This is a genomic window from Chryseobacterium sp. 1B4, assembly GCF_036631475.1.
Classification (GTDB): Bacteria; Bacteroidota; Bacteroidia; order Flavobacteriales; family Weeksellaceae; genus Chryseobacterium.
Window position 1 is genome coordinate 505,841 of the sequence record NZ_JAPNUF010000006.1, and the last position, 26,190, is coordinate 532,030.

Below are 26,190 nucleotides of genomic sequence, written 5' to 3' on the forward strand. Positions count from 1 at the left end.
TTAATAGGACTCTGATATTTTTACACGATATACGTCAGAAGAATTCCTTTGATTGATTCTACAAAAACCGCCTTCTTCAGGAATCACTTCTTTCAGATCAAAGCTTTTGCAATCTTTGGGAAGACCGGAAAAAATCAGGGTAAACCAAAAATCTTTCATAAAAGGAACTGGTGTCCAGTACGGTGAAATTGAAATATTTTCTGCGTGGATCAGCTTACTTCTATGGTCAGACTGATTATCAAAAAGATAGGTCGAATGCCAGATCCTGATCAGGTTTCCCAAAAACGGAGAAGCCGGGAAGCAACAGTGCACAATAACCTGCCTCTCTTCTTCTGTTTTCGCCTGAAGAGATTCCAGGATTTCCTTTGCAATGACCGGTTTTACAATTACTTCTTCCACCTTTTTATGAGTATATAATGAGCAATAAGTAATCATGATTACTTATTGCTCATTACTGATGTTAATATTCTAATTCTAATTTTTCTTTTGTATAATTTCTTACTTCATGGGTAAGCTCAGGATTTTCTGCCAGTTTCTGTCCATAGGACGGAACCATTTCCAGGAGTTTTGCTTTCCATTCTCCATGAAGTTTTTCCGGGAAGCATTTTTCCAGCACATTCAGCATGGCATAAACTGCTGTAGAAGCACCTGGCGACGCTCCCAGAAGAGAAGCGATTGTTCCGTTTTTGTTCACAACCACTTCAGTTCCGAACTCAAGTTTACCTCCTTCTTTTTCATCTTTCTTAATGATCTGAACTCTCTGTCCTGCGACCTTTAGTTCCCAGTCTTCTTCTTTGGCATCTTTGATGAATTCACGCAAATGCTGCATCCTCTGGGATTTTGTCATGGCCACCTGCTGGATAAGATATTTCGTTAAAGGAATATTGTGCCACCATGCTCCGAAGAGTGATCTCAGATTTTTGGTATTAACACTTTCAGGCAGATCAAGGTAGCTTCCTTCTTTAAGGAATTTGGTGGAGAATCCTGCAAAAGGCCCGAAAAGAAGAGCTTTCTTACCATCAATGATTCTAAGGTCAAGGTGTGGAACAGACATTGGCGGCGCATCTACCGTTGCCTGTGTATATACTTTAGCCTGATGTTTTTCTACCAGTTCCTGATTATGACTTACCAGCCACTGCCCGGAAACCGGGAAACCTCCGTATCCTTCACTTTCTTTAATATCCGAACTGTCCAGTAACGGAAGCGCATATCCTCCGGCACCAATGAATACAAAGTCAGCAACCACTTCCTGTTTGTGATTGTTGATCCTGTCTTTTACCTTCATTTCCCATTGACCGTTCTCTCTGGCATCAATATCCTTTACCTCATGGTACAGGAAAACCTCCACATTGGAATCTTCCAGAAGATGTCTTCCCATCTTTCTTGTCAGTGTTCCGAAGTTTACATCAGTTCCCATATCCATCTTCGTGGCAGCCATTACTTCAGACTGATTTCTTTTGCTCATTACCAATGGAATCCATTCTCTCAGTTTATCATGGTCTGTAGAAAATTCCATTCCTGAGAACAGAACAGATTCCGCCATTTTATCGTGGCGCTTTTTCAGATATTCTGCATCTTTTTCCCCGAACACAAGACTCATATGCGGACATGAGTTGATGAATTCTTTCGGCTGATGAATATATCCCCTGGTAATCAGATAAGCCCAGAATTGTTTTGAAATTTCAAACTGTTCTGCAATACTTTCTGCCTTGCTGATATCAATAGATCCGTCTGGCTTTTCCGGAGTATAATTTAGCTCACAAAAGCGGAGTGCCCTGTTCCGGCGTTGTTCCATGCTGCTGTACTTTCTTTGGCAAACCTTCCTAGCCTTTCGAAGATTGCAATTTCAAGATTTGGATCAAATTCATGCAGCAGCGTTGCTAAAGTGGCGCTCATGATTCCGCCGCCTATCAGTACAACGTCGTATTTGGGTTTCGGTGTTCTGCTTGTAAGCGATTGTGACATAATTTTAAATTTTACTTCAAATTTCGGGAAAAGTTTTAAAAACCGGAACGCGTTTAACGATTTTAACACGTTATTTTTTGAGTCAGAAACACTTCTTTAGTACGCAACAAAAAACCATCGAAAATTTCAATAAAGTGCTATTGAAATCATTGATGGTTCTTATATTAAAATGAGCAAAAAAACTTAAGCACCGGATGCTTAAGTTTTAATTATTTTTACAAACAAGATTTGGTAATAAGCCTCATTTTAATTCAGTTTTGCCGTCAGTTTTTTAAACTGCTTTTCGGCATTTTTTCCTTCATAAAGGATGGCATATACCGTATCAATAATCGGCAGCTTAAGATTTTTCTGTTTTGCCGTTTTATAAATGGAATCTGCAGCATAATATCCTTCTGCAACCATGTTCATAGACTGAATGGCAGATTTTACCGTATAACCTTTTCCAATCAGATTTCCAAGGTTTCTGTTTCTTGAGAAAAGTGAATATGCCGTTACCAGAAGGTCCCCCAGATAAGCACTTTCGTTCACATCTCTTGGTGCTTCATAGATGGCTTCCAGGAAAGTTTCCATTTCACGGATCGCATTGGAAACAAAGACCGCTGTAAAGTTATCTCCATATCCTAATCCGCTTGCAATACCCGCCCCGATCGCAAAAATATTTTTAAGAATAGCACTGTATTCGTTTCCTAAAATATCTTTGCTTGTATGAACTTTAATAAAGTCTGAGCTGAAAATTCCTTCAAGCTTTTCAGCAGTTTCATCTTCGGCCGCTGCAATGGTAAGATAAGAAAGCCTTTCCATCGCAACCTCTTCAGCATGACAAGGTCCCGCGATAACCGCCTGATTTCTGAATCCGATTTTAAATTCATCGCGCAGATAATGGGCTACCACATCATTTACTTTTGGGATAATTCCTTTAATTGCAGAGACAAAGATCTTATCAGAATAATCACATGTCATCTTATCCAGTGTATCAGACAGATAGATAGACGGAGTTGCCAGAACGATAACGTCACAGGCAGAAACCAGTTCATTAATGTCCGTTGTCAGCTTTAAACTTTTAAGATTAAAATGGGCAGCCGTAAGATAAGTCGGGTTATGCCCACGAAGCTCAATAGCTCCTTTTACAAATTCATTTCTTACGCACCAGTGTACTACTTTGCAGTTTTCAACAAGCATTTTTACAATAGCGGTTGCAAAACTTCCGCTTCCTACAACTCCTACAGAAATATCCTTTTTATTCTTTTTTGGATTCGAAGATTCTGAAATAATTTTCTTTTTAGCCATAATTGGAATGTGAACTGCAAAGATATTAAAACAAAGACGGAACGCAGGCTTTGAAACCATGATAAAAGCCATTTTCTGAAAAAATTAACACTTCAGCACAATTAAACAGCTAATTAACCGTTAAATACAGAAAAAACTGAATTTTAATTAAAAATAACTCACAAAACTTATTTTTAATTAAATTTGCAGCTTCAAAACCGTTTTAAATTTACTAAGAGAAGAAATATGAAAAAATTTCTAAACAGCAAGAAGAACGTAAACATTCTCCTGGGAGGGCTTTTACTAGTAGTTTTTGCACAAGGTGTCTTCATAGCGAAGCTCTTTTCTGAAAGAGATGATAAAACCTACGAAGTGAATCTTGTAAAAATAAACACTGAAAAAGACAGTGTAGATTATCTGAAAATGAAAACTGATCTTACTCTTGTAGATCAGACCGTTGCACAGCTCAACTCCTTCCTGAAGTCCAAAGACATTACCAACGAAAAACTGATGATGCTTAATCAGGACAGTATTTCAAATTCTATTTATCTTTCCAAACAAGCTAACCGATACAGCCAGTATCTGATGGATCTTCAGAAAAAACTGATGCAGGTACCATTAGGAATGCCTACAGATGGCTATATTTCTTCTAACTTTGGCGTAAGAAAAAATCCGATTCCGTTTAAAACGGTTTTTGCTTCGGTAAGATCAGGCGCACCAGCAGAAGCTAAATCAGCAGTCGCTGCAGCACCAAAACCTGAAGTTAAAGCTGAACCTGTTGAAAAAGTCATAGAACTTACAGACAGCTACGGAAATAAAGAAAGTAAAAGTGATGGTTACTCCAAAAGTGGCTCCTGTAGCTTCAACATCATCTCCGGCAACTGCCAAACCTGCTGCGGGTACAACTACAACACCAACAACTGTTGCTGAAAAAAACAATCCACCTGCTGAAGCTGATCAGATGCAGTTTCACAAAGGACTCGATATTGCTGTTGCTTATGGTTCTGATGTAAGAGCTGCCGCTGCCGGAACCGTTATTTTCTCAGGGCAGAAAGGCGGTTATGGAAACTGTGTGATCGTTTCCCATGGTAACGGATTGGCTACATTATACGGACATTTATCTGAACTTGTATCAAAAGTGAATGATAAAGTAAAAGTAGGACAGGTCATTGCCAAATCCGGAAACTCCGGGCGTTCCACAGGACCTCATCTTCATTATGAAGTACACAAAAACAATACTCCGGTAAACCCGAAATTGTTTATGAATTTATAATAAAAAGGCTGTCTATCCGACAGCCTTTTTACATAGGGCAAGAAGGCCAAATCTTTTTTAAACCATTAAGGAATATTTAGTTTTTAAGAATATTAAGAAGAGTCCGCTTTAATTGGTATCTCCTTAATGCAGCTTCAATCCTCCAAAAACCTTAATGGTTCAAAATAAAAACTACCATCATGTAATGGTAGTTTTTATCTTATTTTAAAATTGTAAGAATCCCTTTCGGATGGGTAAACGTACCATCGGGGCCTGCAATATTTGAATACACAATATTTTTATTATAATCCTGAATATGGGTAACATTGAAGCCAAGATGAGGCTCATGCCAGTATACCATAAAAACATTCTTTGCTACTTCTACAGCAGTATATTCTACAGTGTCAGTACTGTTTTTTGAACTTCCTGCTGTTCCTGTAAACGTCATGGTTTTGTTGTCTTTAAAATCCAGAAGGAATTTTACACCTCCAAAATCCACTTCCATTTTATGTCCGATGGCCGGGTATGGTGATTTTAAATCCCATTCCATTTCTTTAAGGAAAACCTTTACTCCCATCTCCAGCTCTTCTTTTCCCGGAAGATCAGGATACTTTTTAACCATAAAGTCTGTAATGGAAGATGAAGTTTTGTTCTCTGTCACTGCTTTTTTATAATTTTCCAAATAGTTCTTCACAAAATCCAGAGATTGTGGAGATGTAGACGGTTTTGCAAAATGGGAAGGAATGACCTGCTCCGGGTTCAATGCTTTCATGGCATCAATCTGCCCTATCCACTGATCAATTGCTTTTACATTCTGCGTGTCTGCCATCCATAGATGGGAGTCTACAGAAACTGAAATTCCGCCGGCAATGGTTTTAATGGAAGGGATCCAAAGAAAGCTGTGTGCAGGGTCTTCCGGATTCTGTCTGATCTCAATTTTATTCCCTTCAAGATCAGGGATTGAAGCAGCTGCCTCAGGAACTATAATTTCTGACGGAGCGTCCGCTTTCAGCTGCGGTTTCCATACGCCCATCTTATCATCTTTTGAAGCTGATATCAGGTAAGCTGTTTGCGCCGTTGAGATAATTTTAGCATTAGGAAAAGCTTTTTAATCACATCCAATCCAAAATAAAAATCGGGGTCACTGTGCGAAATAAAAACGGTTTTCAGATTTTTTCCTGTTGCCTTTATTTCTTTCACCAGCTGTTCAGCATATTGTTTCTGAAACTGGGCATCTACCAGTATGGCATCTTTATCACCATAAATAATGGTAGAAGTAATCGGGAAAATAGCTTTGGTTCCCGGATTATATACTTTTACTTTGAGGTTTCCCGCAAATACGCTGATAAAGCCCAGCAGTGCGAATAACGACCATAATTTCTTTTGTATCATTTCTGTTCTTTTATATATTAGTATGCTGCTGTGAAACGTTCACGAATGTGATTGTTCTGCTCTAATTCATCTACCAGAGCTACGGCTACATCTTCTACAGACAGACGGCTTCTTCCGTTTTCATCAAATACCGGAGTTTCCAGTGAAGTTCTGTATTTTCCTGTTCTTTCTCCTACATTGGCCTGGTTCATCTCTATGGCAGGGCTGAAGAATGTCCAATCCAAAGTATTATTTTCCTTGATTTTGTTTAAGTAATCTCTTGCTGCTGTTGCACCGGGTTTGTAAGCTTCAGGGAAGTCCGGAGTATCCACAATCTGAACATTATCCGGTGTGTAAAGGCTTCCTGCTCCACCTACCACAATCAGTCTTTTTATCCCTGATTGTTCCACTGCTTTTTCAATGTTCTGAGAACCATTTAAGAAATCGTTGTAAAGATTAGGATTTGTCCATCCTGCATTGAATGTACTGATTACAGCATCATTTCCTTTCAGTGCTTCAGCTAATGCATCTACATTGTTTACATCAACACTTTTAGCGGTTACATTTTCCTGCGTTTTTACCTTCGATGCATCTCTTACCAATGCTTCTACAGCATATCCTCTTTCTGCCAATTCTGTTACTACGTGTGCTCCTACAAATCCTGTTGCACCAATTACTGCTACTTTTTTCATAACATTTTATTTTTTAAATTAAATTGTAATAAATTTTGTTACATTTATGGTTAAAAAAATTTTATTCGAACTGATCGGTAAATTCCTGTAATGATTTGTCTCCTAAAAAATTGATAACCAAATGATCTGTTTCTTCAAATAAGGTATTTAAATGGATATTTATTTCCTTCCCGACACTGCATGCCGGATTAGGATTCTGATTTTTCTTTCCTAATACTTCCGTATTTTTAACTGCTTTATAGATCTCAGAGATTGTGATCATATCCGCATCTTTTGCAAGCTGGCTTCCTCCTTCTTTTCCCTGTCTGCTGATAATCAGACCTGCTTCTCTCAATACGCTGATCTCCTTTCGGATAATCACCGGATTCACATTGATACTACCGGCCATCCAGTCAGAAGTAAGCCACTCCTGAGGACTCTTTGCCAGTAATGTCATTATATGTACTGCCGTAGCAAATCTTGTATTGTTCATTGTAATTACAGGGCAAAGATACACATTTTTTAAATGTAACAAAATTTATTACAGTTAAATTTTTCTTAAAGGATTAATTTGTCAAGGTCAAGCAGCAGATAATTGATGTTCTGATTAATGGTACGTGTTGCTGACTGCATCTGATTGAGCATGGCTGCACGGTTGTGAAGATCATCTGCCCTGTAATACCCGCCATCACTGAAAATGACAGACTTGTCTGCCGCTTCTTTATTATCATCAAACTGGTAGTGAAGCCATCTCATCTTCATATTCCCGATGATAGAATGATCTTCCCTGTTGGAAAATTTTTTCTCGGTATACATATACCAGATAAAAGGTGGAAAATTGGGAGATTCCAGCTTTTCTTTCCAGATATCTCTCAAAAGATTTCTCTGATGAATAAACTCTACTTTTTTCCTTTGGGATTAAGGGTTGCCAAACCAAAACCCGCTCCTAAAACCCCTCCTCCGATATCAATCGCATTGCTCCAGCCCTGGTCATGAACAATACCTCCGGCTATAGAAGCAGCGGCTCCGGTAATAATGGAATAAAGGATGAGCTTATTATTTTTTGATGCGTTCAGGTTATCCACATAATTTCCGATCTGGGCTACTCTTTCTCCTTCACAGTCAAATTCTGCGGCTACAGCATCCAGCTCTGTCAGCGCAATCGTGATTTTACTGTTTATTTTTGTTTTTAACTGTAAAACTTTAACCTGCGAAGCAAGGGATGAGTCTTTTTAAGGTCAATAATTTCGTGAACCTCATCCAGATTATCCAGTGCATTCAATATCAGGATACTCTGATCGGAAAACAGCTCTTTCAATTCTTTATTGGCAGCCAGGATAGAGTCTGCGTTATAAGATGGGATTTTATTGCTGTAGTTATACTTGAAAGGTGCTTTGCAATAGCTGTCTTTCAGCGTAAGTATATTCTGCTGAATAGCCTGATTCTTCTTTGAGACACAAGAAGTAAGAAGCCCGAAAACAATCAAAAGGTAAAAAGTTTTTTCATTCAGTCGTTTTTTTGTGCCTTATTGATAAATTGCTGCCAAGATGCAATCTCCTTCAGTCTTACCATTTATCAATACGAATATAGCACAAATAAAAAAAATTACCTGAAGTCAGGTAATTTTTTAATCTATTTTTAAGAAGGATTACTTAATATCCAGTAATTCAACTTCGAAAACAAGGGTACTGTTTGGCCCGATTTCTTTGCTGATTTCCTGATCTCCATACGCCAGATGCGGAGGAATGATCAGTCTCCATTTACTGCCAACCGGCATTAGCTGAAGAGCTTCCGTCCATCCTGAAATTACTCTGTTCAAAGGAAAAGAAGCCGGAGTCCCTCTTTTTACAGAGCTGTCGAATACTTTACCGGAAATGGTTGTTCCATGATAGTGGCATTTTACAGTAGACTTAGGACCTGGTTTCGGGCCGTCACCTTCCGTAATGATTTCATATTGCAAGCCGCTTGGTAACTGCACAACGCTTTCTCTTTTACCATACTCTTCCATATATTCTTTACCGTCTTTCAGGTTCTTTTCTGCCAATTCTTTTTTACGTTTAAATAACATATCTGCTACTCCCATATGATAATTTTTTACAAAGATAAGGCTTTTTAAGGTTGGAAGACGGAGAGGATGGAAGGTTAAAATCCAAAATATTATATATCTGATCTGTTTGTTTCAAAACATTATTATTCAAAAACAATTTAATATTAGTAATCAACAAGTTAAATGTTTTACTTATTAAAATTCAATAATCATATTACTTTACTTTTATTTTCTTAAAAGGTCTTTTCAACAAAATTCAAATAATTGTAATACTTGCTTAACACAGATTTCGAAACTTGGCGTTATAATTGGATTTAAAACTAAATGCCAAATCCAATAAAATATAATAAGAAGTTTGATGAACTGAATGAAGAGGAAAAAAAACTTCTGGAAATCAATAAAAACAATAGCAGATTTTGTTGAACAGTCTTCTTCCATCAGTGATGTCAATTATGCTACGAGGAATGCTCATGCCAAAACCTATGCGGCAGCAAAAGGTACGTTTGTGATAGAGCCTGATCTCCCGGAATCACTACAGCCTTTCTTCGACAAGGAAAAATTTGACCTGATTATACGTTTTTCCAATGCCCAGCTGAAAATAAAAAATTCGGGAAAAGATATTCCTGCCTATGGTTTTGCGGTACAGATCAAAGATGAAAACGGAGGATTACTGGCCAATTATCCATTGGTCAATTTCCCGCTGTTTCCAATGAATTCTGTTTCAACTTTTTGAAACTTTTTACCGCTGTCAATAAGTTTTATATGAAAAAATGGAGCAGCCTTCTGCCAATGCTTTTTCAGGCAGTCAAAATGTTTCCTTACGTATGTACCGGCGATATGATCCGTAATATGATAAAGCTCTTCAGGAAAAGAAATGACTTTATTCTGTCGTTTGATTATTACTCGATAGGTGCTTATCGCTTGGGAGATCAGGTCATTAAAATAAAGCTCTCTCCTCAATCTGTGGATAAAAATACAGGAAGAAAGCAAAAGATTAATGATGCTTTAAAAAATTATCTGCAGACAAACGATTTTAAAGCTGATGTTTTGATACAGATCTGTTATGACCTGAAAGATCAGCCCATCAACAGACTGAATGTTGAGTGGAAAAATTCTCCTTTTATTAAAATCGGTGAGGTCAGAATCAATAAAAATTCTTTGCTGGATGCGCGGGACTGTACCAATGAATTGCTTTCATTCAATCCTTTCGAAAGTAAAATATTTTTTCAGCCTGTAGGAAAAATACAGAAACTGCGTGATGAAGCTTATAAGGTTTCTCTGCAGACGAGAAGGAAGATTAATAAATTGCTGCATGGAAAAAACACCTAAAATAATGATAAATGATGAGTTATGAATGATAATTTATTGACTTGGCGTTTCAGTTTGCTTTAAAAGCTTTTAAAAACAAAAATGACTGTTGTACTAACAGTCATTCTATTTTATCTGAATTTTCTTTCTTCTTCTTTGATTGCCAGATCATTGATGCTTGCATATCTTTTTGCCATCAAACCGTTTTCATCGAACTCCCAGTTTTCATTTCCATAAGCCCTGAACCAATTTCCATCTTTCGTCTGATATTCATATTCAAAGCGGACGGCAATGCGATTATCGGTGTGTGCCCAATATTCTTTCTTAAGTTTATAATTGAGTTCTTTTTCCCATTTTTTCTGAAGAAATGTTACAATTTCTTCTCTTCCATTTACAAATGTATCTCTGTTTCTCCATTCACTGTCAATGGTATATGCTTTGGAAACCTTTTCGGGATCCTGACTGTTCCAGGCATCTTCTGCCATTTGAATTTTTTCAAGTGCCGTTTCAAGTGTGAAAGGCGGAAGCGGATGTTTCTGTTCCATAACTTACTGTATTAGATTGATAACTATTTTTTTGATTTTTCAATCAATTCATTGGATTTAAAAAGCTGGCTTTCTATAATGCTGCTCTCAAAAAGCATGTAGATATGATCGGAAAGTTCACGATCCTCCAGCAATTCTAAAAAAAGGTTTCTGAGATCTGCTTTATGAGACTGAATAACACTCAGTATTTTAGTATTATCCATTGGTATTTCCGAGAGAATATTCAGAAAGCTGCAGCCTCTGAAGTTTTCCTTTTCATTCATATAAACCAGAAAATCAAAGGCATTGACGATTTTAGATTGTAAACCATTTCCTTTTGATATAAATTGATTGAGTTCACTAAACCAATACCCATGTCTCACCTTCAGAAACTCTACACAAAGATCTTCTTTGGACTTAAAATGTTGATAAAAGCTTGCCTTGGCAACTTCTGCTTCTGAAATAATCTGGTTGATTCCTGTAGTATTATATCCTTGTTTTGCAAACAATTCAAAGGTCACTTCTACAATTCTTTCTCTTGGTGATTTCATATGCTTTCCTTTCTGGAACAAATGTATGAAAAAAACAATATACAGACCAGTCTGTCTGTTTTATTTTTAATTTACTTTTGAAATGCAGGAAAGCGCAAAGACACTAAATTTTTATTAATAAAGCATATTAAGGACGCAAGGATTTTATTTCCGATAAAACTTATTATCGCTAATACTATGGTTCTGAATTATACAAATCATAGTAAGTATCTTTGAGGAAGATATTTTGATAATCTGACTCCCTTTATCTCAAACCTTACAGGTTTTTGAAACTAAAAGGTTTACATCTTAAACATTCAACCTGGTTGAAAATTCCACATTGAGCGCAGTCGAAATGTCCTTGCACCTTAAAAGGAGTACAATGCTTATTGTCTTTGCGCCTTGGCCTTTCCCAACAAAAAACTTCATCAACAAAAAAGCCTCCAGAGTTATACTCCAGAGGCTTGATAATATATTTTAAATATGATTATTTTTCTTCCAATTCTTCTTTCTTCTCTTCTTCTTTTTCAGGGAAGATGATGGATAAAAGAACCGAGATCACCAGCACTCCCCCTACAATTCCCAATGAAACCGGGGACGGAATATGAATCCACGGTGCAATAAGCATTTTAACTCCAATAAAGGACAGGATAATTGCCAACCCGTATGGAAGTTTGCTGAACATATGAATAAAGTTCGCCAACAGAAAATATAATGACCTTAATCCTAAAATGGCAAAGATATTTGATGTATAAAGGATGAACGGGTCATTTGAGATTGCAAAGATCGCCGGAATAGAATCTACCGCGAAGAGAACGTCTGTAAATTCGATGACACCCACGACCACTAAAAGAGGAGTCGCCATTTTGATTCCGTTCTGAATGGTGAAGAATTTATCTCCGTCATAGTTATCGGAAACTTTCCAGAAGCTTTTGATCAGCCTTGCTCCTGCTGTATTGCTGTAATCTTCATCGTCATCATCGTCACCGTCTCCCCATGATTTGATCCCTGCATAGACAAGGAATAATCCGAACAGAGTCATAACAACATTGATTTTCACTGCCTCTCCGAAGATATTCATTTCAGGAAGATACGTAACATTAATCAATCCTACTCCCGCAAAGATAAATATGGCCCTGAAGATCAGTGCACCGATGATTCCCCAGAAAAGGACCTTATGATGAAGGTATTTCGGAACTTTGAAGAAGCCAAAAACCAGGATAAAAACAAATAAGTTATCCACAGAGAGTGCTTTTTCAATCCAGTAAGCAGCCTGATATTGTGTGAATTTCTCTACTGCCAGAGCATGGCTTTCAGGACTTCCATCGGTATTGAATACCCAGTATACCACTCCTGAAAATACCATAGAAAGTGAGATCCATACAATAGACCATATGGTAGCTTCTTTAGAAGACACTTCGTGACTTTTTTTGTTAAATACCCCTAAGTCCAGGAGCAGCATGATAACGACCGTTACTGCAAATCCCCACACCAGACCAGGGTGCAGTTCTAAAATACTTTGATGTTCCACTTGAGTTATGTTATAATATGATAAAAGCAATAGATGTACATTGTACAAATATTGCTATTCTATTTATTTTCTGACTGACAATTGATTATAGATAATTCATCTGTACAGTCTGGATTGTCTGCTCCAGCTTTCTGTCTGCAGTAGGATCTCCGATAGCATTGAATTTCCATTCTCCGTTTCTCTTATAGAAAACTCCCATTACCATGGCAACATGTCCTCTGAAAGAAGCATCGTTTGCAATGTCATATTTTGCAAACACCTCCCTTACATTGGTAGGTGTTCCTTCATAAATGCGGATAGAAGCAAAAGGAATCGTTCCGAAATCCTGGCCTCTGTAACTGTTCAGCACCATTGCCACATGCTCTACATTTGGTTCCAGATTGCTGAAGTCTACCGTAATCACTTCATTATCCAATCCGTCATCGCCGTCTACATCACCGGTAAGGTCATCTCCACTATGTCTCACAGAGCCGTTTTTAGATTTAAGATTTCCAAAATAGATTACTTCCGTAACGTTTTTGTTTGAATCATATAAAATACAGCTTCCGTCCAAGTCTACTGCTTCTTTTTTAGTTCCGAAAAATCCTTTCTTTTCAATTGCTCCCCAGTTGATTCCTACGCAAGCCTGGGAAAGTTCAGCTCCATTTTCTTTTTAAGGTTAATTCTCTGACCTTTTTGTAAGTTGATAGCCATCTTTTTATGTTTAGTTGTTATTTATTTTTTAGCAAAAGGGCAAATTTGCGATTTTACTGTTTGCAATTTTGCCTCTTAATTATTATTCAGATTCAAATTAAGCATTGCCCGCAGGATATTCGTTTCTTCATCGAAATCAAATATCTTGCTCATGATATCTATATTTTCCAGGTTTCTGATATAATCTTTCAAAACCGTTTCCACTTCTGCCGGCAGGGCACGCTTTCTTTCGTTCATACTGTGTTCCAGCTGTTCATTCTTGCTTCTCAGCTGATCAATAATGGAACTCTGGTTAGACTGATTTTCAGAAATATCCAGCTTATCCAGTTCTTTGTCGAAAAGATACAATTTCTTTTCATCCACACTGAAAATAAAATAATCATCAGACTGAAAGATCTTGAAAAGCTCATAATCACGGGTTCCGATAAGGTAGCCACATACAAAACGGACTTTAAAACCCTGTATATTAAGCCTTCCCAGCAATTTTCTTTCAATAGAATAATCCTTGTACTGATAAGAAGGGAAAGAATCGCATTTCAGTAGTGTTTCATCTGCATCCGTCCTGTAAAATTCCCGGGCATATTTTTGATGAAAGTACAGTACATTATCCCAATTGGCCGTAAAGCGGTCTTCCGTAAGATCCTGATACACGTTTCTCAGATGTTGCGAAAATACACCGCTGTACATTTTCCTGTCGGTCTGAAAGTTATCTACCCGTCTTTCTTCAAAACCTGAAATATATTTATTGTTGATGTTAATTTCATTAATGACCGCCAGCATGTCATTTTCCTTCTGTTTTTAATTTTAGTCAGAAGTTCTATAAGACTGTCGGTATACTGCAGGTGGAAAAGTTCAAGTTTATTATAATCTAAAGCCGTATTTTCCTGGAACAGATTGTGGATAATATCAGTTTTGATATAAATTGATATGATGTCAATATGTTCAAAAAATTAGCGAGAAGCTTAAGCCTGGTTAACCTTCTTTTGCTTTGTGACAATATGGTTGCAGCATCATCTCCCACCTTTGTATCCAATAAATTAACCTCTTACATTAGCTTTAAGTTCATGCTCCAATGTCTGAAGATCCTGATCCAGTTTTCTTCTGTTATCTGCGCCCTGTTTCTGGATTTGTTTCACTTCATTCAATGTATTGATCAGCATTGATGTTGTTTCTCTCAATGTTTCCACAGATACGATAGTCTGCTCGTTTGCTCTGGCAACATTCACAGAATTCTGGCCAAGGCGTTCTGCATTCTTTCTTAAGATTTCTTCTGTAGTGGAAGAAACTTTCTGCTGGATTTCAATATTCTGCTGCTGTCTGTACATTGCCACAGCCAGTGAAAGCTGGTTTTTCCAGACCGGAAGTGTCGTGGTAAGAATCGTCTGTGCTTTTTCAGCAATAGAAACGTTATTATTCTGTACCAGCCTGATCTGCGGAAGTGACTGCATCATAATCACACGCACCACCTTAAGATCCGCCATTCTTCTGTCTAATCTTGCAATGAAATCTCTTTTATCAGCAATCTGATAATCCTGATAGTTCTGCGGGTTGGCTTCCATCTGGGCAAGCTCACCTGCTGCTCTTTCCATTCTGATATTCCCTGCAATGACGAGCTCTTCAATCTGCTTGATAGAATTCACGTTACTTTCAAAAATAGTCTGAAGTACAGCATTGTCTTTTGTAGAAGTGATGATTCCTGCATTTACTTTATAAGAGATCTGCTCGATATTGTTGATGATCTTATCGTATTTTGCAAATAAGTTCTCTACCTGGGTCATTACCTTTTTCATGAATGGCAATTTGCTCAGGAAGCTTTTCACTTTATTTCCGTTAAGCTCATCTACATCTACATAATTAAGCTCCACTAAAAGGTCATTGATAAGTCCTCCTACTTCTCCTGAGTTTGATCTTCTTACATTTCCCAGGAAGCTGTCACTCTGGTTGGATAATGTTTTCTGAAGCTCAGCCCCAAAATTTACAATAGAGCCGGGATTGGCCTCATCAATAGAGTTGGCAAGAACTTCATACTTCTGGCGCTCTTCTGACTGCAGCTGCGTCAGGTTTACATTTCCCTCTCTGTCCACAAGAACTCCCGGCGCTGCATTCTGAACAGGCTGAGCAGGAGTTGGCGGAACCATTGGAGTAGGTTCAAAGGTTTTAAGAGGTTCTATTGATCCTAGCGGATCTATGGGTTGATTTTCCTGATTGTCCATGTTTACTTCTGATAAATTGATACAAATTTCTCAAGGCCGTCTCTCTGTCCTGCGCCTACAGCCTCAAATTTCCATTCTCCGTTTCTGTTGTAGATTCTTCCGAATTCTACAGCGGTTTCGATTGAGAAATCTTCGTCTAATTCATATTTTAAGATCTCTTCATTCGTATCTGTATTGAAAATTCTGATGAAAGAATTTCTTACCTGTCCAAAGTTTTGCTTTCTTGAATCTGCTTCATGAATTGTTACAACTACTGTAATCTCTTTCACCGCATTATCAATTTTTGTAAGATCAATTTTGATCTGTTCATCATCACCTGCTCCTTCTCCTGTAAGATTATCTCCCGTGTGGATTACAGATTTGTCCGGAGATTCAAGGTTATTATAAAAAATGAAGTGATCATCTGAAATTAATTTCTTGTCCTCTCCAAGCAAAAATAATGATGCATCAAGGTCGAAAGATGTTCCTGTAGAAGTATTATTGATATCCCATCCTAAACCTACAGTAAATTTAGGTGCGTTGATATTTTCTCTTTGTCCTTTTTGTAAGTTAATAGCCATAATATAATTCCGTTTGTATTAAAGTATTGATGTTGTTTTCGTATTCTTTTATTAAATGATAATTGTTACTGATGGCCAGCTCCAGAAGAAGATCCATCTGTTCCTTTTTTACTTTAGACGTAAGATAATCAAAATTACCTGAATCCAGGCCTAAAATATATTTTACAATTCTTGTATTAAACTGAAAACTTTCTTTATTCATCACTTCTGCGATATGTTTTACATTTTTTACTGCATAGTAATTGAAAAAGTTTTCAATCTTAGGATCAAGGTCAAAATTCATCAGCTCTGCATAATACAGAAACATGAAGTCTGCCTCAACTTTATATTCATCAAGAATTCTGTTTACGGTATATTCATGGCTTCCGGTAATTTTTATATCGTCTATAAAAATACAAAGTTTTCCTCTCAAAAAATCCTTATCGATATAATATGTATCATTGGCAATCAGATTTTTGCGGTCTTCAAAATTAAGGTTGCCATAATCTGTGATATACGTATGATTACGGTTGATTTTCGATAAAACACTTGACTTCTTTCCCTGTTGAAACAGATAAAAGTCCAGATGCTTTTTAAAGTAAAAGCATAAAAATTAGAAGCCGTAGGAATTGCCATATAAGGGCTTGGAAGCACTACAATCTCTTTATCAGTCTTTAAAAGCGTCTCATTTTCGGAAATAAATCCGTCGAATAATTCTCTTGCAAATTTTTCAGCATACGACTTATCGCCATATTTGAAATAACTGTATTCCGCAGGTGAGAATGTAAACTCATCCGCCGAATGAATGTGGTGTAAGCTGTATCTTTTGTTCATGTTTATAGTTAGTGTTTAAGTAAATGTGCACTGAAGCCAAAGTCCTTCGCTCCCTGATAATCTGCTACCGGATTGTCTCCGATATGCAGGATCCGGTTCATGGGCAAATCCTGATCTTTAATATTCTTTTTCACTTCCTGGAAAATAAGCGGATTAGGCTTGGAGCAATTGATTTCATCAGAATAGATATGGAAATCTATGTACTGATCCAGGTTTTCATGAATCAGAAATTTTCTCATTGTTTTTCCTTTAATAAATCCTGTATTGCTTAGAATATTAATAGTCTTTCCCTGATTTTTGATATCTTCGAAAAAATCGTGAATGTTTTCAAAAATCACAACGGGCTTATATTCCAGAAATAGCTCTTCACTTTTGTTGTAAAACTCGTTGAGACTTTCTTTATCCAGCTTTTTTACATCTACATCCAAAGCGCTAAGAATCATCAGGTAGATCTCAAAAGTATCAATATTTCCTCCTGTTACTTCATTGATGGAATTACAAAGATCATCGTAATACTTTACGGTTTTCGCAACTTCTTCTATTGACTTGCTTACATTGAAGAATGAGGAGAACAGCTCAACTCTTTTTGCTTTAAATTCAGGGTGAGATTTGATTAAAGTGAGCCACAGGTCAAAGGAAAAATGACAGTGGTTGTGAATATCGATATCTGTTTTCAATCGTTTTAAGTTAAAAGTTTTTATTAGCTTCTTGAAAAAGATTTAAAATTTTCTAATCATCAAAAAGTGTTTACAATACTATTCTTCCCAAAGATAAAATTTTTATCATAAAAGCATTATGTCTGTTGTCTGTTTTAAGATATTTTTATGAAAATCCATGGTTTTAATAAAATTTGCAGAAAATGATTTACGGGGTGATAAAGAAAATATTTTCAAAAATTCTTTGGAAATCAAAAAAAATTATAATTTCGCAACCGATTAAATGACAACAATGTCAACAAAAATGATAAATATTATAACTTTAAGCAATCCTGTCAGAGCTGTGTTCTTTGGCAGCACTGAATATTTATCTGAATAGCTTTAGATCTTTTATACCCAAAAATATATTGAAGACCTGTCTATTCGGATAGGTCTTTTTTGCTGCCCTGATTTCAGACTTCAACAATTCCAGTAACATCTGTTATTTGTTAAGATCTCTGAAAATTTTCTTTTGATTCAAAATACAAAAAAATATTTCGCCGGCTCCAGGAGACCGGAGTGTATTTTGTGTCCTTTTTCAGAATCTTTTCTAATCACAGATCTAAAAAACAACAATTTAAAACAAACAGAATGAAATATAACACACGAAATATAGGGATTATAGCACACGTAGATGCAGGCAAAACAACTTTATCAGAAAGACTTTTGTATTACACGGGACTTATTCATAAAATAGGTAATGTAGACGAGGGAAATACCACCATGGATAAAGATATTCAGGAAAGAAACAGAGGAATTACCATTTCATCGGCTGCCGTTTCTACCCAATGGAAAAAAAACAATGCTGTTTATAACATCAATATTATTGACACTCCTGGACACATTGATTTTGCAGTGGAAGTAGAGCGTTCACTAAGAGTTCTGGACAGTGTAGTAGCAGTTTTCTGTGCATCGTCAGGAGTTCAGCCACAGACAGAAAACGTTTGGTTCCAGGCTGACAAACACGGAACCTCCAAGATTTGTTTCATCAATAAAATGGACCGAATTGGGGCAGATTTCTTTGCGGTTCTCAATGAGATAAAAACCAAACTAAATGCTGTTCCATTGACGATTCAGATTCCGATAGGAGCTGAAAATAATTTTGAAGGAGTGATTGATCTGGTCAAAATGAAAGCGTTATACTGGGCGGATGAAAACGGAGAAACCATTATAGAAAAAGAAGTTCCCGGTCATTATATTGCCGAAGCAGATGAATACAGGATAAAGTTAATGGAAACTCTGGCGGAAAATGACGAGATATTCTTTGAGATTTTTATGGACACTGAGCAAACAATCACCATTGAAATGCTATCAGAAGCCATACAAAGAGTCTGCAGATCCGGATCAACTGTTCCTGTTTTATGTGGTTCTGCCTTTAAGAACAAAGGGATACAGCCTCTTCTAGATGCAGTTGTCTCCTATCTTCCTGCTCCGGATCAGCTTGCTGACCTGCAGGGAAGAGATCCTTATACGGAAGAAACGGTAACACTGGAAAGAAATAAGGAAGCTGCTTTTTCAGGACTTGTTTTCAAAGTGGTAATTGACAAACATATGGGAAGGCTGGCTATGCTTCGTATGTATTCCGGAAGAATCAGATCCGGAGATACCATATTGAATGTAAGAACAGGCGAAAGTTACAGGATTTCCAGAATTTTACAAATGCAGTCGGACAAAACATTATCGCTGGAAGAGGCTAAAGCAGGGGATATTGTTGCTTTAACAGGAATAAAGGATGCCAAAACCGGAGATTCTTTATCTTCTTCGGAGAAGCCAATACTTCTGGAAGCCATTACAATTCCAGCTCCCGTTATCAGAGTGGCTATTGAGCCGAAAACAAACGGAGATGAAAAATCGTTCGGGCTGGTTCTGGCAAAAATTCAGGAAGAAGACCCTTCGTTGGTGGTTGAGAGAGACCCGCAGACCGGAGAAACTTTACTGAGCGGACTGGGAGAACTTCATCTTGAGGTTACTTTGGAGAAAATCCGTCTGAATCACGGTATTGAAATCAATCAGGGAAAACCTAAAGTCTCTTACCGTGAGATTCTGACAACAACCAAAATTCATAGGGAAAAACTTTCCAAACAGAATGGAGGAAGCGGCCAGTTCGCTGATATCACCTTTGAAATCGGGCCTGGAAATAATAATGAACATGGATTGGAATTCATCAATATGATCAAAGGAGGAGTTATTCCTACCGAATTCATTCCTTCCGTTGAAAAAGGTTTCAGAGAAGCTATGGATTATGGCCCTTTGAATGGATATCCTTTGGAAAACATGAAGATTACCCTTCTTGACGGTTCTTTCCACGCTCAGGATTCTGCAGCATTAGATTTTGAAATTGCTGCAAGAGAAGGATTCAAAGCAGCAGCAAAAGGGTGCCATCCTAAACTGATGGAACCGATCATGCAAGTGGAGATCCAAAGTATTGATGAGTACACGGGAGCTGTCACAGCAGACATCAACAGAAGAAGAGGAATTATTACTTCTATTGATGAAAAATCGGGAAGAAAGATTTTTGCGGCAGAAGTTCCGTTAGCTTCAACTTTCGGATACATTTCTGACCTGAGAACACTGACAAGCGGAAGAGCTTCCATCAGCATGAAATTATCGCACTATGCATTAGTGCCTGATTTTATCGCAAATACATTAATAACCTAAGCAAGCAAGGACTGTAGATTTTTCTTACAGTCCTTGTCTTGTTTATGAAGGATGGTCAATCGTCAATACGCCCTGCTTGCCAATTCTTTTTGCGCTATAAAGAATTCACGTTTCACTTGCAAAGCAAAATTCACTCATTGACTTCTCCCCTATTTCTCCGGCATCACCTTATAAGTCGGGTCTTCCTGAATATTAATTTCTACTACAGCTTCTGCATTTTTCAGTATTTTCCGGCAGTCTTCGCTGAGATGACGCAGATGTACTATTTTATTTTGCTGTTTGTAACGTCTGGATAACTTGTCCAGTGCATCTATAGCACTCATATCTACAATGCGGCTTTCTTTAAAATCAACAACCACTTGATCAGGATCATTCAAAGGATCAAATTTATCTGTAAATGCCGTTACTGAACCAAAGAACAGCGGTCCGTATATTTCGTAAAATTTCACTCCATTTTCGTCAATATATTTCCTTGCACGGATTCTTTTAGCGTTATCCCACGCAAAAACCAATGCTGAAATGATTACGCCAACCAAAACAGCCAAAGCCAGGTTATGTAAAATCACCGTAATTACTGCTACAGTAACTCCAACAAAAATATCAGACTTCGGCATTTTATTCACAATCCTGATGGACACCCACTGGAATGTACTGATGGCAACCATCATCATCACTCCGACTAAAGCAGCCATAGGAATTTTCTCTATCACGGGGGCTCCAACCAGAATGATGATCAGAATAAGCAGAGATGCTACAATTCCTGACAACCTTGCCCTGGAACCTGCATTAAGATTTACCAACGTCTGTGCCACCATCGCACAGCCTCCCATTCCGCCAAAGAAACCATTGGTAATATTCGCTAATCCCTGTGCTACGGATTCTTTATTGGCACTTCCCTTTGTATTGGTAATTTCATCCACCATTGATAAGGTCAGAAGAGATTCTATAAGACCTACTCCCGCCATAATCAAGGCATAAGGAAAAATAATCTGCAAAGTTTCCAGGGAAAAAGGAATCTCGGAATGTGAAAACCTGGAAGATTTCCACTGATATGCGCAATATCAGCAACCGTTTTTGTTGGAATATTAAATCCAAGAACAACAGCAAATACAATGATAATGGCTACGAGAGAAGCGGGAACGGCTTTTGTGATTTTGGGAAAGAAATAAACGACAGCAATCGTCAGTGTGGTCAAACCAGCCATGATATACAAAGGCATTCCCTGCAACCAGTTTACAGCTCCGCTGCTATCTGTTATTTTGAACTGCTCTACCTGCGCCATAAAAATAATGATAGCCAATCCGTTCAGGAACCCGTACATAACAGGTTGTGGGATAAGCCTCACAAATTTTCCCAGCTTAAAGATACCTACCATCATTTGAAATATCCCGGCTAATGCAACTGTAGCAAAGAGATATTCTACTCCATGCGACTTTATCAAAGCAATCAACACCACGATGGTTGCTCCGGCCCCACCGGAAACCATACCAGGACGTCCTCCTAAAACTGCAGTCACAAGTCCCATCATAAAAGCCGCATACAAACCTGTAAGAGGAGACAGGCCGGCAAGAATAGCAAATGAAAGAGATTCAGGAATCATCGTCATTGCTACAAGTAAAACCTGCCAGCAGTTCATTTTTATAATTGATTTTTTCGAAAAATCGAATAAGCTTAGTGTATTCTTCATTGATTTGCAAAGGTATGCACTGTGCGGATGGTATACAATTTTTTCTTTTTATGATTTTACTGTAAGGGAGTTATTATTTTAAATAATTCACACATTAGCCCTTATAATATGTTAATTTTACTTAAAATAAACAGATAAAGTGTAATTTTTATATTTTTAACTGTTTTTACATTTTATTTTTGTCTACATTTGAAAGCAAATAAGCAATTATTTGGTACTAATTAAGATTCAATGTGTATAAAGCTGTTTGTCAGATTATCTGCAGCTCTTACTCATAGAATTGTGTAAAAACCTTAATAGGTTATATATTATTCACACAAATGGCAGGAAAAAGAAGTTTGAAAAAGAAGAAGAAAAAACCATTGAAAGAATATATCAATATATTAAGGTAATTCCTACCCACCTGTTTTATTGATAAGTTAAAATTCATTTTCCAGATGAATAATTTCATCGGATACGTTTAACTATTATTCAATCATAATTATCATTTCTTATCAATTTCAAATTTTAACAGCTTACTTCCTACCATATCAGAATAATATCTCACCTATTCTCGTTTTTTTATATATAAGTTGAAACAAAAGAATAATTTTCAGTAAAAATGTTATATAAAGAAATCCATATTGGGAAATTTATTAAGGAAAGGGTTGATGAAATTGAAATAACAATTGAAAGAATCTGCAAATTTTTAAACAAAGATGAAGAAACGGTTGAAATGATGTATGAAAGCAGATCAATGGATACGGATCTTCTTTTAAGATGGAGTAAATTACTGGAATATGATTTTTCAGGCTCTACAGCTCCCATTTGATTTTATATGCTCCGCCTTCTGCCGTTAACAAAAACAATCAAAAGTCCGAAAAAACACCTTATTTCAGGAAAAATATTTATACTCAGGAAATCAAAGACTTCATTATGAAAAGGATTCTTTCCGGTGAGATGACCCAAAGCGAAGTCATCAAAGAATATTCTATTCCTAAAAGTACACTGCACAGATGGCTTCAGAAGAGTGATAATGCAAACGGATAAACAGATAAGACATGCGCCCCAATTACAAAAGAATTTATCAGGATATGCTAAAGATGGAACATCCTGAAAAACTGAAAGATCCAAAAATCAAAGAACTTCTTGAAAAGCTTAACACGAGTGAGGATGTCCTTAAATTCAATGAGAAACTGTTCAAGCAGTCCAGGGAAAATCAAAAACTCAAAACCTACGACAGGCAGACTATGCTAAAATTACTTCAGTACCAGAAAAAACATGGTCATTCCACAAGCTATATGTCGAGAAAATATAAAATAAGCAGAACTACGCTTTCAAAATGGAAAGTCATGTTTGAAGAAGAGCTTGAAGATACAATGAAAAATGCCGGTAAATAATTCACCAGCATTTTTTAAAGGTAATAGTAAGGAAAAAACGGGCTGTACGTATGCCGGAGTCGAACCGGATAGCCTTGCCGGAATTACCGGCTTCGCTATTCCTCCCAAAATTGTGGTACGATGAATTTTTTCCTGACGACACTTCAAATGGTCATATAAAGAAGCTGGAAGTGGAAGAAGAAAGATGGCAAGTCTGAGATTTCCTCCGACTTAATAGAAAATTATGATACAAAGATCTTTCAACGTTCCACTTCCGGCTTCTTTATGATGAAAGCAAGGCAATAAACGAAAAATGCAGTCGTGCTCTAACCAGCTGAGCTACTCTTCCTATATAGACTGTGTTTTTTGTGGAAGAGACGGGACTCGAACCCGCGACCCCGTCGTAATGAGCGAAGTAACATTTTTCTACGGCACTTGTTGGTTTTTAAAAATAAAAAAAGAGGCTAGATTCGAAAAGACTTTGACAAGAACACTTTCGTGATCTGTTATGGAGTCGAACCAATATTATACCGAAGTAAGTCTTTTCTACGGCACTCTTTTATGCAAATCAAGGTAATATTTTTCAGAATCTTCCGTGCATTTGCTCTACCCGCTGAGCTACCTCTCCTTTTCGAGGAAAAAGGCAGGATTCGAACCTGCGACCCAATGTTTACTCAATCTCGAAGTATGATTCTAAGACGACACTTGATTTTAATTGTTCATCGTTATTAGTTTTTATTTCTTCTACAAATTTATATTGCTGATGCACATTCTATTTGTGCAGTTCTTTTTTTATTAAAAACCAAGTAACAAGGTATAAGAGTTTTGATTCGGGTCAAATTAAAAGTTTGATGATGGAACTCTTATGAACGACATGGGTCTGTTACCGGGCAATCTGGTGAAAGACTCTTTCAGTTTGGAATCGAAGCAGGTCTTTCTAACGGCACCAGTATTATTAACACTGCAAAATTATATTGCATGTACGCAATGTTTTTACGTAGTTTTATTTTTTATTTAAATTTTGTTCGTTTTGCCTTGAAGCAAAAGAACCAAAAGTTCAGGACCTGGAAACTCCGGCTAAAAATAACCTGCACTCTCTAAAAATTCTAAAACTCGCGCGAATATTACATTAGTTCTTCGTTTCACTTTCTGTGTCGCGCTTCAAACAATAGAATTTTCTTAACGTTCGTATAGCTTATTTTCTTAACGCCTCCGTTTCCTATGTCATATTTCTGTCCCGTTTTTATTTCAAAAGCAGTGCCTGTTACAGCACTACTTTCTGAATCATTTTCACAGCTGACTTTTTATCTTCCAAAGCGTTTAATACATCGAAAATTTTATCTGACCAGCCTGCAATAAGGTGTACATCATTTTCCTGATATCAAGCGGCTGTCTGCCATAACCTGCCAGGTCAAAAATATACAGTTTCGCATGAGGAGCAATAGTTTTGTATTTGCTCCACAGGTCTTCAAAGAGTTTCTGTTTCCAGTGCTATCCCACATCTGAGTATCGGTGAATAACATTACTTTGTTTACTTTTTCACCTCTTTTAATCAGATCTTCAATCACCCGGTAGCCATTGGTAGCATATCCTACTTCACCTTCCCGTTTGTAGAAGGCATCCACATTCCTTAAAATACCATTTTTAGGCATTGGAACCCTCAACCAACGGTCTCCGAAGATACCTGTCACAACGTTTTTACACTGCGACTGAAGGATCATCGACATTAATAAGCCAATATCATACAGCAGTATTTTGCTTTTATGAGAAATAGGTTTCTGCATAGAGCCTGAGACATCTGCAGCAACCACCACTGAAGTATCAAAACCAAAACCCTTAATATTTTTAGCACTCACCACAACCGCTTCTTCCAGTGCTTCCAATACGGATGACAGATAAGGAGAATCTATAGTTTTCAATTCTCTGTAAGCCGCCAGAAATCTGAATGGAAGCTGTTTTGAATTGGAGACGGCTCTTTCATCGGAAAGGTATTTACAGACTTTATTCATTGCATCAGCAGACACTCCTGCATCCAGGATATTTCTCAGGTTTCTCATGGTTGCCATATAACCTAATTTATTGCTGAAAATCAGTTCTTCCCATTTGTTTTTGAAAGCAAGCTTTCTTTCTGCATCATCAGCAAACTTTGTCTGTCCCAGAACAGAAAGTTCCACTTCCCAGGTATAAGGAGTTTCTAATGTATTATTTGCAATTTTATTGAAAACCATTTGCTGGTTTTCGTCTTTTGCTTTCGGGTGAACAAGGAATAATGCATCTTTCAGGGTTACTTCTGCTTTTCTGTTGTATTTTGCAAACTGGTATTCATCAAACTTGTTGAATGATTTCACCAGACCTTTCTGAATCTGCTTGGATAGTTTGTTCAGTTTTTTAATTTCCGTCCTTTTATTGGCGAGCTGGTAATAAGCCAGCAATTCTGTAATTTCATCAGCTCTCTGAATGACTCCATCTACTGTTTTGCTCACCAGATCTGTTCCGGAAGTCTGCTTTGCCAGCTCAGTAGTCAATACCAAAGGAATGGAACGCAGGTACATATCTTTCCTTGCATATACCGCCAGTTTTGCCACAAATTCAGGATCATTTTTTTGATCAGAGACCGGATTCTTTCCAGTCTGTCATTTCCCTTTTCATAGTTGGCATCTGACAGTCCTGTTGTAACAACAGCACTATACAATTCTTCTGCAGGTGTCATCGCATAGGATTTTGCACCCTCGTAGTTCAGTACTACTTTATTTTCTTTTCTTAAAAAATTAAATTTCATGGTTACTGTTTTAACTGTTAAACATGGAGAAGTCCTCCTGATTTCTGATGCAAAGTAAACACAGTATTACGCAATGTTTTTGCGTAGAAAATTTTTCTTTGTTTTTTATTTTTAGTGTAGGCCATTCAAAATAAATCTCTCCGTTTGTACAGATTTTAAGTTTTGCTAAAAGCCGGATGAAGGATACTGTTTATAAGGCGGACTAAACCTCTATTGAGTAATCTTAAACAGATTATTTTTCGCAGATTTCAAAGTTTTATATGCATGTT

Annotated in this window: 25 protein-coding genes and 5 pseudogenes; 7 read left to right on the plus strand and 23 right to left on the minus strand. The window is 37.2% G+C overall.

Features of this window, described 5'->3' with window-relative positions; translation table 11 throughout:
- The 3 genes and pseudogenes from OWR28_RS08445 to OWR28_RS08455 all read right to left on the minus strand — a co-directional run bounded on the left by OWR28_RS08445 (nucleotide 1) and on the right by OWR28_RS08455 (nucleotide 3,252).
- Nucleotides 1-399, minus strand: coding sequence for a hypothetical protein (locus tag OWR28_RS08445; protein ID WP_332386245.1), 399 nt, complete (start codon nucleotides 397-399; stop codon nucleotides 1-3).
- A gap of 61 nt (nucleotides 400-460) precedes the next feature.
- Nucleotides 461-1,965 (minus strand): annotated as a pseudogene (mqo, locus tag OWR28_RS08450) (malate dehydrogenase (quinone)).
- Between the two features lie 246 nt (nucleotides 1,966-2,211).
- The gene (locus OWR28_RS08455) at nucleotides 2,212-3,252 is read right to left on the minus strand and encodes an NAD(P)H-dependent glycerol-3-phosphate dehydrogenase (RefSeq protein ID WP_050791187.1); all 1,041 of its coding nucleotides are present in this window, start codon (nucleotides 3,250-3,252) and stop codon (nucleotides 2,212-2,214) included.
- Between the two features lie 225 nt (nucleotides 3,253-3,477).
- Between OWR28_RS08455 and OWR28_RS08460 the strand changes: the two are divergent.
- Nucleotides 3,478-4,504, plus strand: a pseudogene (locus tag OWR28_RS08460) (M23 family metallopeptidase).
- Nucleotides 4,505-4,703: 199 nt separating this feature from the next.
- Here the strand turns inward: OWR28_RS08460 and OWR28_RS08465 are convergent.
- The 8 genes from OWR28_RS08465 to bamJ form a co-directional block, all read right to left on the minus strand.
- Nucleotides 4,704-5,516, minus strand: coding sequence for a MoaF-related domain-containing protein (locus OWR28_RS08465; protein ID WP_332386246.1), 813 nt, complete (start codon nucleotides 5,514-5,516; stop codon nucleotides 4,704-4,706).
- Nucleotides 5,517-5,539: 23 nt separating this feature from the next.
- Nucleotides 5,540-5,875: an MBL fold metallo-hydrolase gene (locus tag OWR28_RS08470; RefSeq protein WP_332386247.1), complete on the minus strand. Its 336-nt coding sequence runs from the start codon at nucleotides 5,873-5,875 to the stop codon at nucleotides 5,540-5,542.
- Between the two features lie 17 nt (nucleotides 5,876-5,892).
- A complete protein-coding gene (locus tag OWR28_RS08475) occupies nucleotides 5,893-6,546 on the minus strand; it encodes an NAD(P)H-binding protein (RefSeq protein WP_332386248.1) in 654 nt (217 codons plus the stop codon).
- A gap of 61 nt (nucleotides 6,547-6,607) precedes the next feature.
- Nucleotides 6,608-7,018: an Rrf2 family transcriptional regulator gene (locus OWR28_RS08480; protein ID WP_332386249.1), complete on the minus strand. Its 411-nt coding sequence runs from the start codon at nucleotides 7,016-7,018 to the stop codon at nucleotides 6,608-6,610.
- 65 nt (nucleotides 7,019-7,083) lie between these two features.
- The gene (locus OWR28_RS08485) at nucleotides 7,084-7,401 is read right to left on the minus strand and encodes a hypothetical protein (RefSeq protein WP_332386250.1); all 318 of its coding nucleotides are present in this window, start codon (nucleotides 7,399-7,401) and stop codon (nucleotides 7,084-7,086) included.
- Between the two features lie 23 nt (nucleotides 7,402-7,424).
- Entirely contained in the window at nucleotides 7,425-7,610 is a 186-nt protein-coding gene (locus OWR28_RS08490; protein WP_332386251.1) for a hypothetical protein, read from the minus strand.
- 104 nt (nucleotides 7,611-7,714) lie between these two features.
- On the minus strand, nucleotides 7,715-8,011 hold the full coding sequence (locus OWR28_RS08495) for a hypothetical protein (protein ID WP_332386252.1): 297 nt from the start codon (nucleotides 8,009-8,011) through the stop codon (nucleotides 7,715-7,717).
- Nucleotides 8,012-8,173: 162 nt separating this feature from the next.
- Entirely contained in the window at nucleotides 8,174-8,608 is a 435-nt protein-coding gene (bamJ, locus tag OWR28_RS08500) for a BamJ family beta-barrel-assembly machinery protein (RefSeq protein WP_052198510.1), read from the minus strand.
- A gap of 331 nt (nucleotides 8,609-8,939) precedes the next feature.
- Between bamJ and OWR28_RS08505 the strand changes: the two genes are divergently transcribed.
- Nucleotides 8,940-9,305, plus strand: coding sequence for a hypothetical protein (locus tag OWR28_RS08505; protein ID WP_332386253.1), 366 nt, complete (start codon nucleotides 8,940-8,942; stop codon nucleotides 9,303-9,305).
- A gap of 29 nt (nucleotides 9,306-9,334) precedes the next feature.
- Nucleotides 9,335-9,901, plus strand: coding sequence for a hypothetical protein (locus OWR28_RS08510; RefSeq protein WP_332386254.1), 567 nt, complete (start codon nucleotides 9,335-9,337; stop codon nucleotides 9,899-9,901).
- Between the two features lie 110 nt (nucleotides 9,902-10,011).
- Here OWR28_RS08510 and OWR28_RS08515 read toward each other — a convergent pair whose 3' ends face one another.
- From OWR28_RS08515 to OWR28_RS08555, 9 genes and pseudogenes are all read right to left on the minus strand, one after another.
- Entirely contained in the window at nucleotides 10,012-10,425 is a 414-nt protein-coding gene (locus OWR28_RS08515; RefSeq protein ID WP_332386255.1) for a nuclear transport factor 2 family protein, read from the minus strand.
- A 23-nt stretch (nucleotides 10,426-10,448) separates the two neighbouring features.
- On the minus strand, nucleotides 10,449-10,955 hold the full coding sequence (locus OWR28_RS08520) for a TetR/AcrR family transcriptional regulator (protein WP_332386256.1): 507 nt from the start codon (nucleotides 10,953-10,955) through the stop codon (nucleotides 10,449-10,451).
- A 466-nt stretch (nucleotides 10,956-11,421) separates the two neighbouring features.
- Complete coding sequence (locus tag OWR28_RS08525; RefSeq protein ID WP_332386257.1) at nucleotides 11,422-12,465, minus strand: TerC/Alx family metal homeostasis membrane protein; 1,044 nt, start codon at nucleotides 12,463-12,465, stop codon at nucleotides 11,422-11,424.
- A gap of 85 nt (nucleotides 12,466-12,550) precedes the next feature.
- A pseudogene (locus OWR28_RS08530) lies at nucleotides 12,551-13,158 on the minus strand (TerD family protein).
- Between the two features lie 75 nt (nucleotides 13,159-13,233).
- Nucleotides 13,234-13,938: a hypothetical protein gene (locus tag OWR28_RS08535; RefSeq protein ID WP_332386258.1), complete on the minus strand. Its 705-nt coding sequence runs from the start codon at nucleotides 13,936-13,938 to the stop codon at nucleotides 13,234-13,236.
- Nucleotides 13,939-14,195: 257 nt separating this feature from the next.
- Complete coding sequence (locus OWR28_RS08540; RefSeq protein WP_332386259.1) at nucleotides 14,196-15,371, minus strand: toxic anion resistance protein; 1,176 nt, start codon at nucleotides 15,369-15,371, stop codon at nucleotides 14,196-14,198.
- A gap of 2 nt (nucleotides 15,372-15,373) precedes the next feature.
- Nucleotides 15,374-15,931: a TerD family protein gene (locus OWR28_RS08545; RefSeq protein WP_332386260.1), complete on the minus strand. Its 558-nt coding sequence runs from the start codon at nucleotides 15,929-15,931 to the stop codon at nucleotides 15,374-15,376.
- Nucleotides 15,921-16,744, minus strand: a pseudogene (locus OWR28_RS08550) (phosphoribosyltransferase family protein). Before OWR28_RS08550 ends, OWR28_RS08545 begins: the two are co-directional and overlap by 11 nt.
- A gap of 8 nt (nucleotides 16,745-16,752) precedes the next feature.
- Nucleotides 16,753-17,421: an HAD-IA family hydrolase gene (locus OWR28_RS08555; RefSeq protein WP_332386261.1), complete on the minus strand. Its 669-nt coding sequence runs from the start codon at nucleotides 17,419-17,421 to the stop codon at nucleotides 16,753-16,755.
- Nucleotides 17,422-18,030: 609 nt separating this feature from the next.
- On the opposite strand from OWR28_RS08555, the gene fusA reads away from it, so the two are divergent.
- A complete protein-coding gene (gene fusA, locus OWR28_RS08560; protein ID WP_332386262.1) occupies nucleotides 18,031-20,097 on the plus strand; it encodes an elongation factor G in 2,067 nt (688 codons plus the stop codon).
- A gap of 149 nt (nucleotides 20,098-20,246) precedes the next feature.
- On the opposite strand, the pseudogene OWR28_RS08565 reads toward fusA, so the two are convergent.
- Nucleotides 20,247-21,764, minus strand: a pseudogene (locus OWR28_RS08565) (SulP family inorganic anion transporter).
- A 621-nt stretch (nucleotides 21,765-22,385) separates the two neighbouring features.
- On the opposite strand from OWR28_RS08565, the gene OWR28_RS08570 reads away from it, so the two are divergent.
- Genes OWR28_RS08570 through OWR28_RS08580 form a run of 3 tightly spaced genes read left to right on the plus strand, consistent with a single transcriptional unit; the run spans nucleotide 22,386 to nucleotide 23,163 of the window.
- Complete coding sequence (locus OWR28_RS08570) at nucleotides 22,386-22,595, plus strand: hypothetical protein (protein WP_332386263.1); 210 nt, start codon at nucleotides 22,386-22,388, stop codon at nucleotides 22,593-22,595.
- Nucleotides 22,592-22,813, plus strand: a complete 222-nt coding sequence (locus OWR28_RS08575) for a helix-turn-helix domain-containing protein (protein ID WP_332386264.1) — start codon at nucleotides 22,592-22,594, stop codon at nucleotides 22,811-22,813. The genes OWR28_RS08570 and OWR28_RS08575 overlap by 4 nt, the downstream gene beginning before the upstream one ends.
- A gap of 11 nt (nucleotides 22,814-22,824) precedes the next feature.
- Entirely contained in the window at nucleotides 22,825-23,163 is a 339-nt protein-coding gene (locus OWR28_RS08580) for a helix-turn-helix domain-containing protein (protein WP_332386265.1), read from the plus strand.
- 1,346 nt (nucleotides 23,164-24,509) lie between these two features.
- Here OWR28_RS08580 and OWR28_RS08585 read toward each other — a convergent pair.
- Together OWR28_RS08585 and OWR28_RS08590 are read right to left on the minus strand one after the other, a co-directional pair.
- Nucleotides 24,510-25,727, minus strand: coding sequence for a TROVE domain-containing protein (locus OWR28_RS08585; protein ID WP_332386266.1), 1,218 nt, complete (start codon nucleotides 25,725-25,727; stop codon nucleotides 24,510-24,512).
- The gene (locus tag OWR28_RS08590) at nucleotides 25,664-25,921 is read right to left on the minus strand and encodes a hypothetical protein (protein WP_332386267.1); all 258 of its coding nucleotides are present in this window, start codon (nucleotides 25,919-25,921) and stop codon (nucleotides 25,664-25,666) included. Before OWR28_RS08590 ends, OWR28_RS08585 begins: the two co-directional genes overlap by 64 nt.
- Nucleotides 25,922-26,190: the final 269 nt, after the last annotated feature.

Coding starts and splice junctions, on each gene's coding strand:
- OWR28_RS08545 (WP_332386260.1), bottom strand. CDS start 15,931: ATGGCTATTAACTTACAAAAAGGACAAAGAGAAAATATCAACGCACCT.
- OWR28_RS08590 (WP_332386267.1), bottom strand. CDS start 25,921: ATGAAATTTAATTTTTTAAGAAAAGAAAATAAAGTAGTACTGAACTAC.
- OWR28_RS08570 (WP_332386263.1), top strand. CDS start 22,386: ATGTTATATAAAGAAATCCATATTGGGAAATTTATTAAGGAAAGGGTT.
- OWR28_RS08520 (WP_332386256.1), bottom strand. CDS start 10,955: ATGAAATCACCAAGAGAAAGAATTGTAGAAGTGACCTTTGAATTGTTT.
- bamJ (WP_052198510.1), bottom strand. CDS start 8,608: ATGGGAGTAGCAGATATGTTATTTAAACGTAAAAAAGAATTGGCAGAA.
- OWR28_RS08580 (WP_332386265.1), top strand. CDS start 22,825: ATGCGCCCCAATTACAAAAGAATTTATCAGGATATGCTAAAGATGGAA.
- OWR28_RS08540 (WP_332386259.1), bottom strand. CDS start 15,371: ATGGACAATCAGGAAAATCAACCCATAGATCCGCTAGGATCAATAGAA.
- OWR28_RS08455 (WP_050791187.1), bottom strand. CDS start 3,252: ATGGCTAAAAAGAAAATTATTTCAGAATCTTCGAATCCAAAAAAGAAT.
- OWR28_RS08475 (WP_332386248.1), bottom strand. CDS start 6,546: ATGAAAAAAGTAGCAGTAATTGGTGCAACAGGATTTGTAGGAGCACAC.
- OWR28_RS08535 (WP_332386258.1), bottom strand. CDS start 13,938: ATGCTGGCGGTCATTAATGAAATTAACATCAACAATAAATATATTTCA.
- OWR28_RS08510 (WP_332386254.1), top strand. CDS start 9,335: ATGAAAAAATGGAGCAGCCTTCTGCCAATGCTTTTTCAGGCAGTCAAA.
- OWR28_RS08465 (WP_332386246.1), bottom strand. CDS start 5,516: ATGGGCGTATGGAAACCGCAGCTGAAAGCGGACGCTCCGTCAGAAATT.
- OWR28_RS08480 (WP_332386249.1), bottom strand. CDS start 7,018: ATGAACAATACAAGATTTGCTACGGCAGTACATATAATGACATTACTG.
- fusA (WP_332386262.1), top strand. CDS start 18,031: ATGAAATATAACACACGAAATATAGGGATTATAGCACACGTAGATGCA.
- OWR28_RS08470 (WP_332386247.1), bottom strand. CDS start 5,875: ATGATACAAAAGAAATTATGGTCGTTATTCGCACTGCTGGGCTTTATC.
- OWR28_RS08515 (WP_332386255.1), bottom strand. CDS start 10,425: ATGGAACAGAAACATCCGCTTCCGCCTTTCACACTTGAAACGGCACTT.
- OWR28_RS08505 (WP_332386253.1), top strand. CDS start 8,940: ATGAAGAGGAAAAAAAACTTCTGGAAATCAATAAAAACAATAGCAGAT.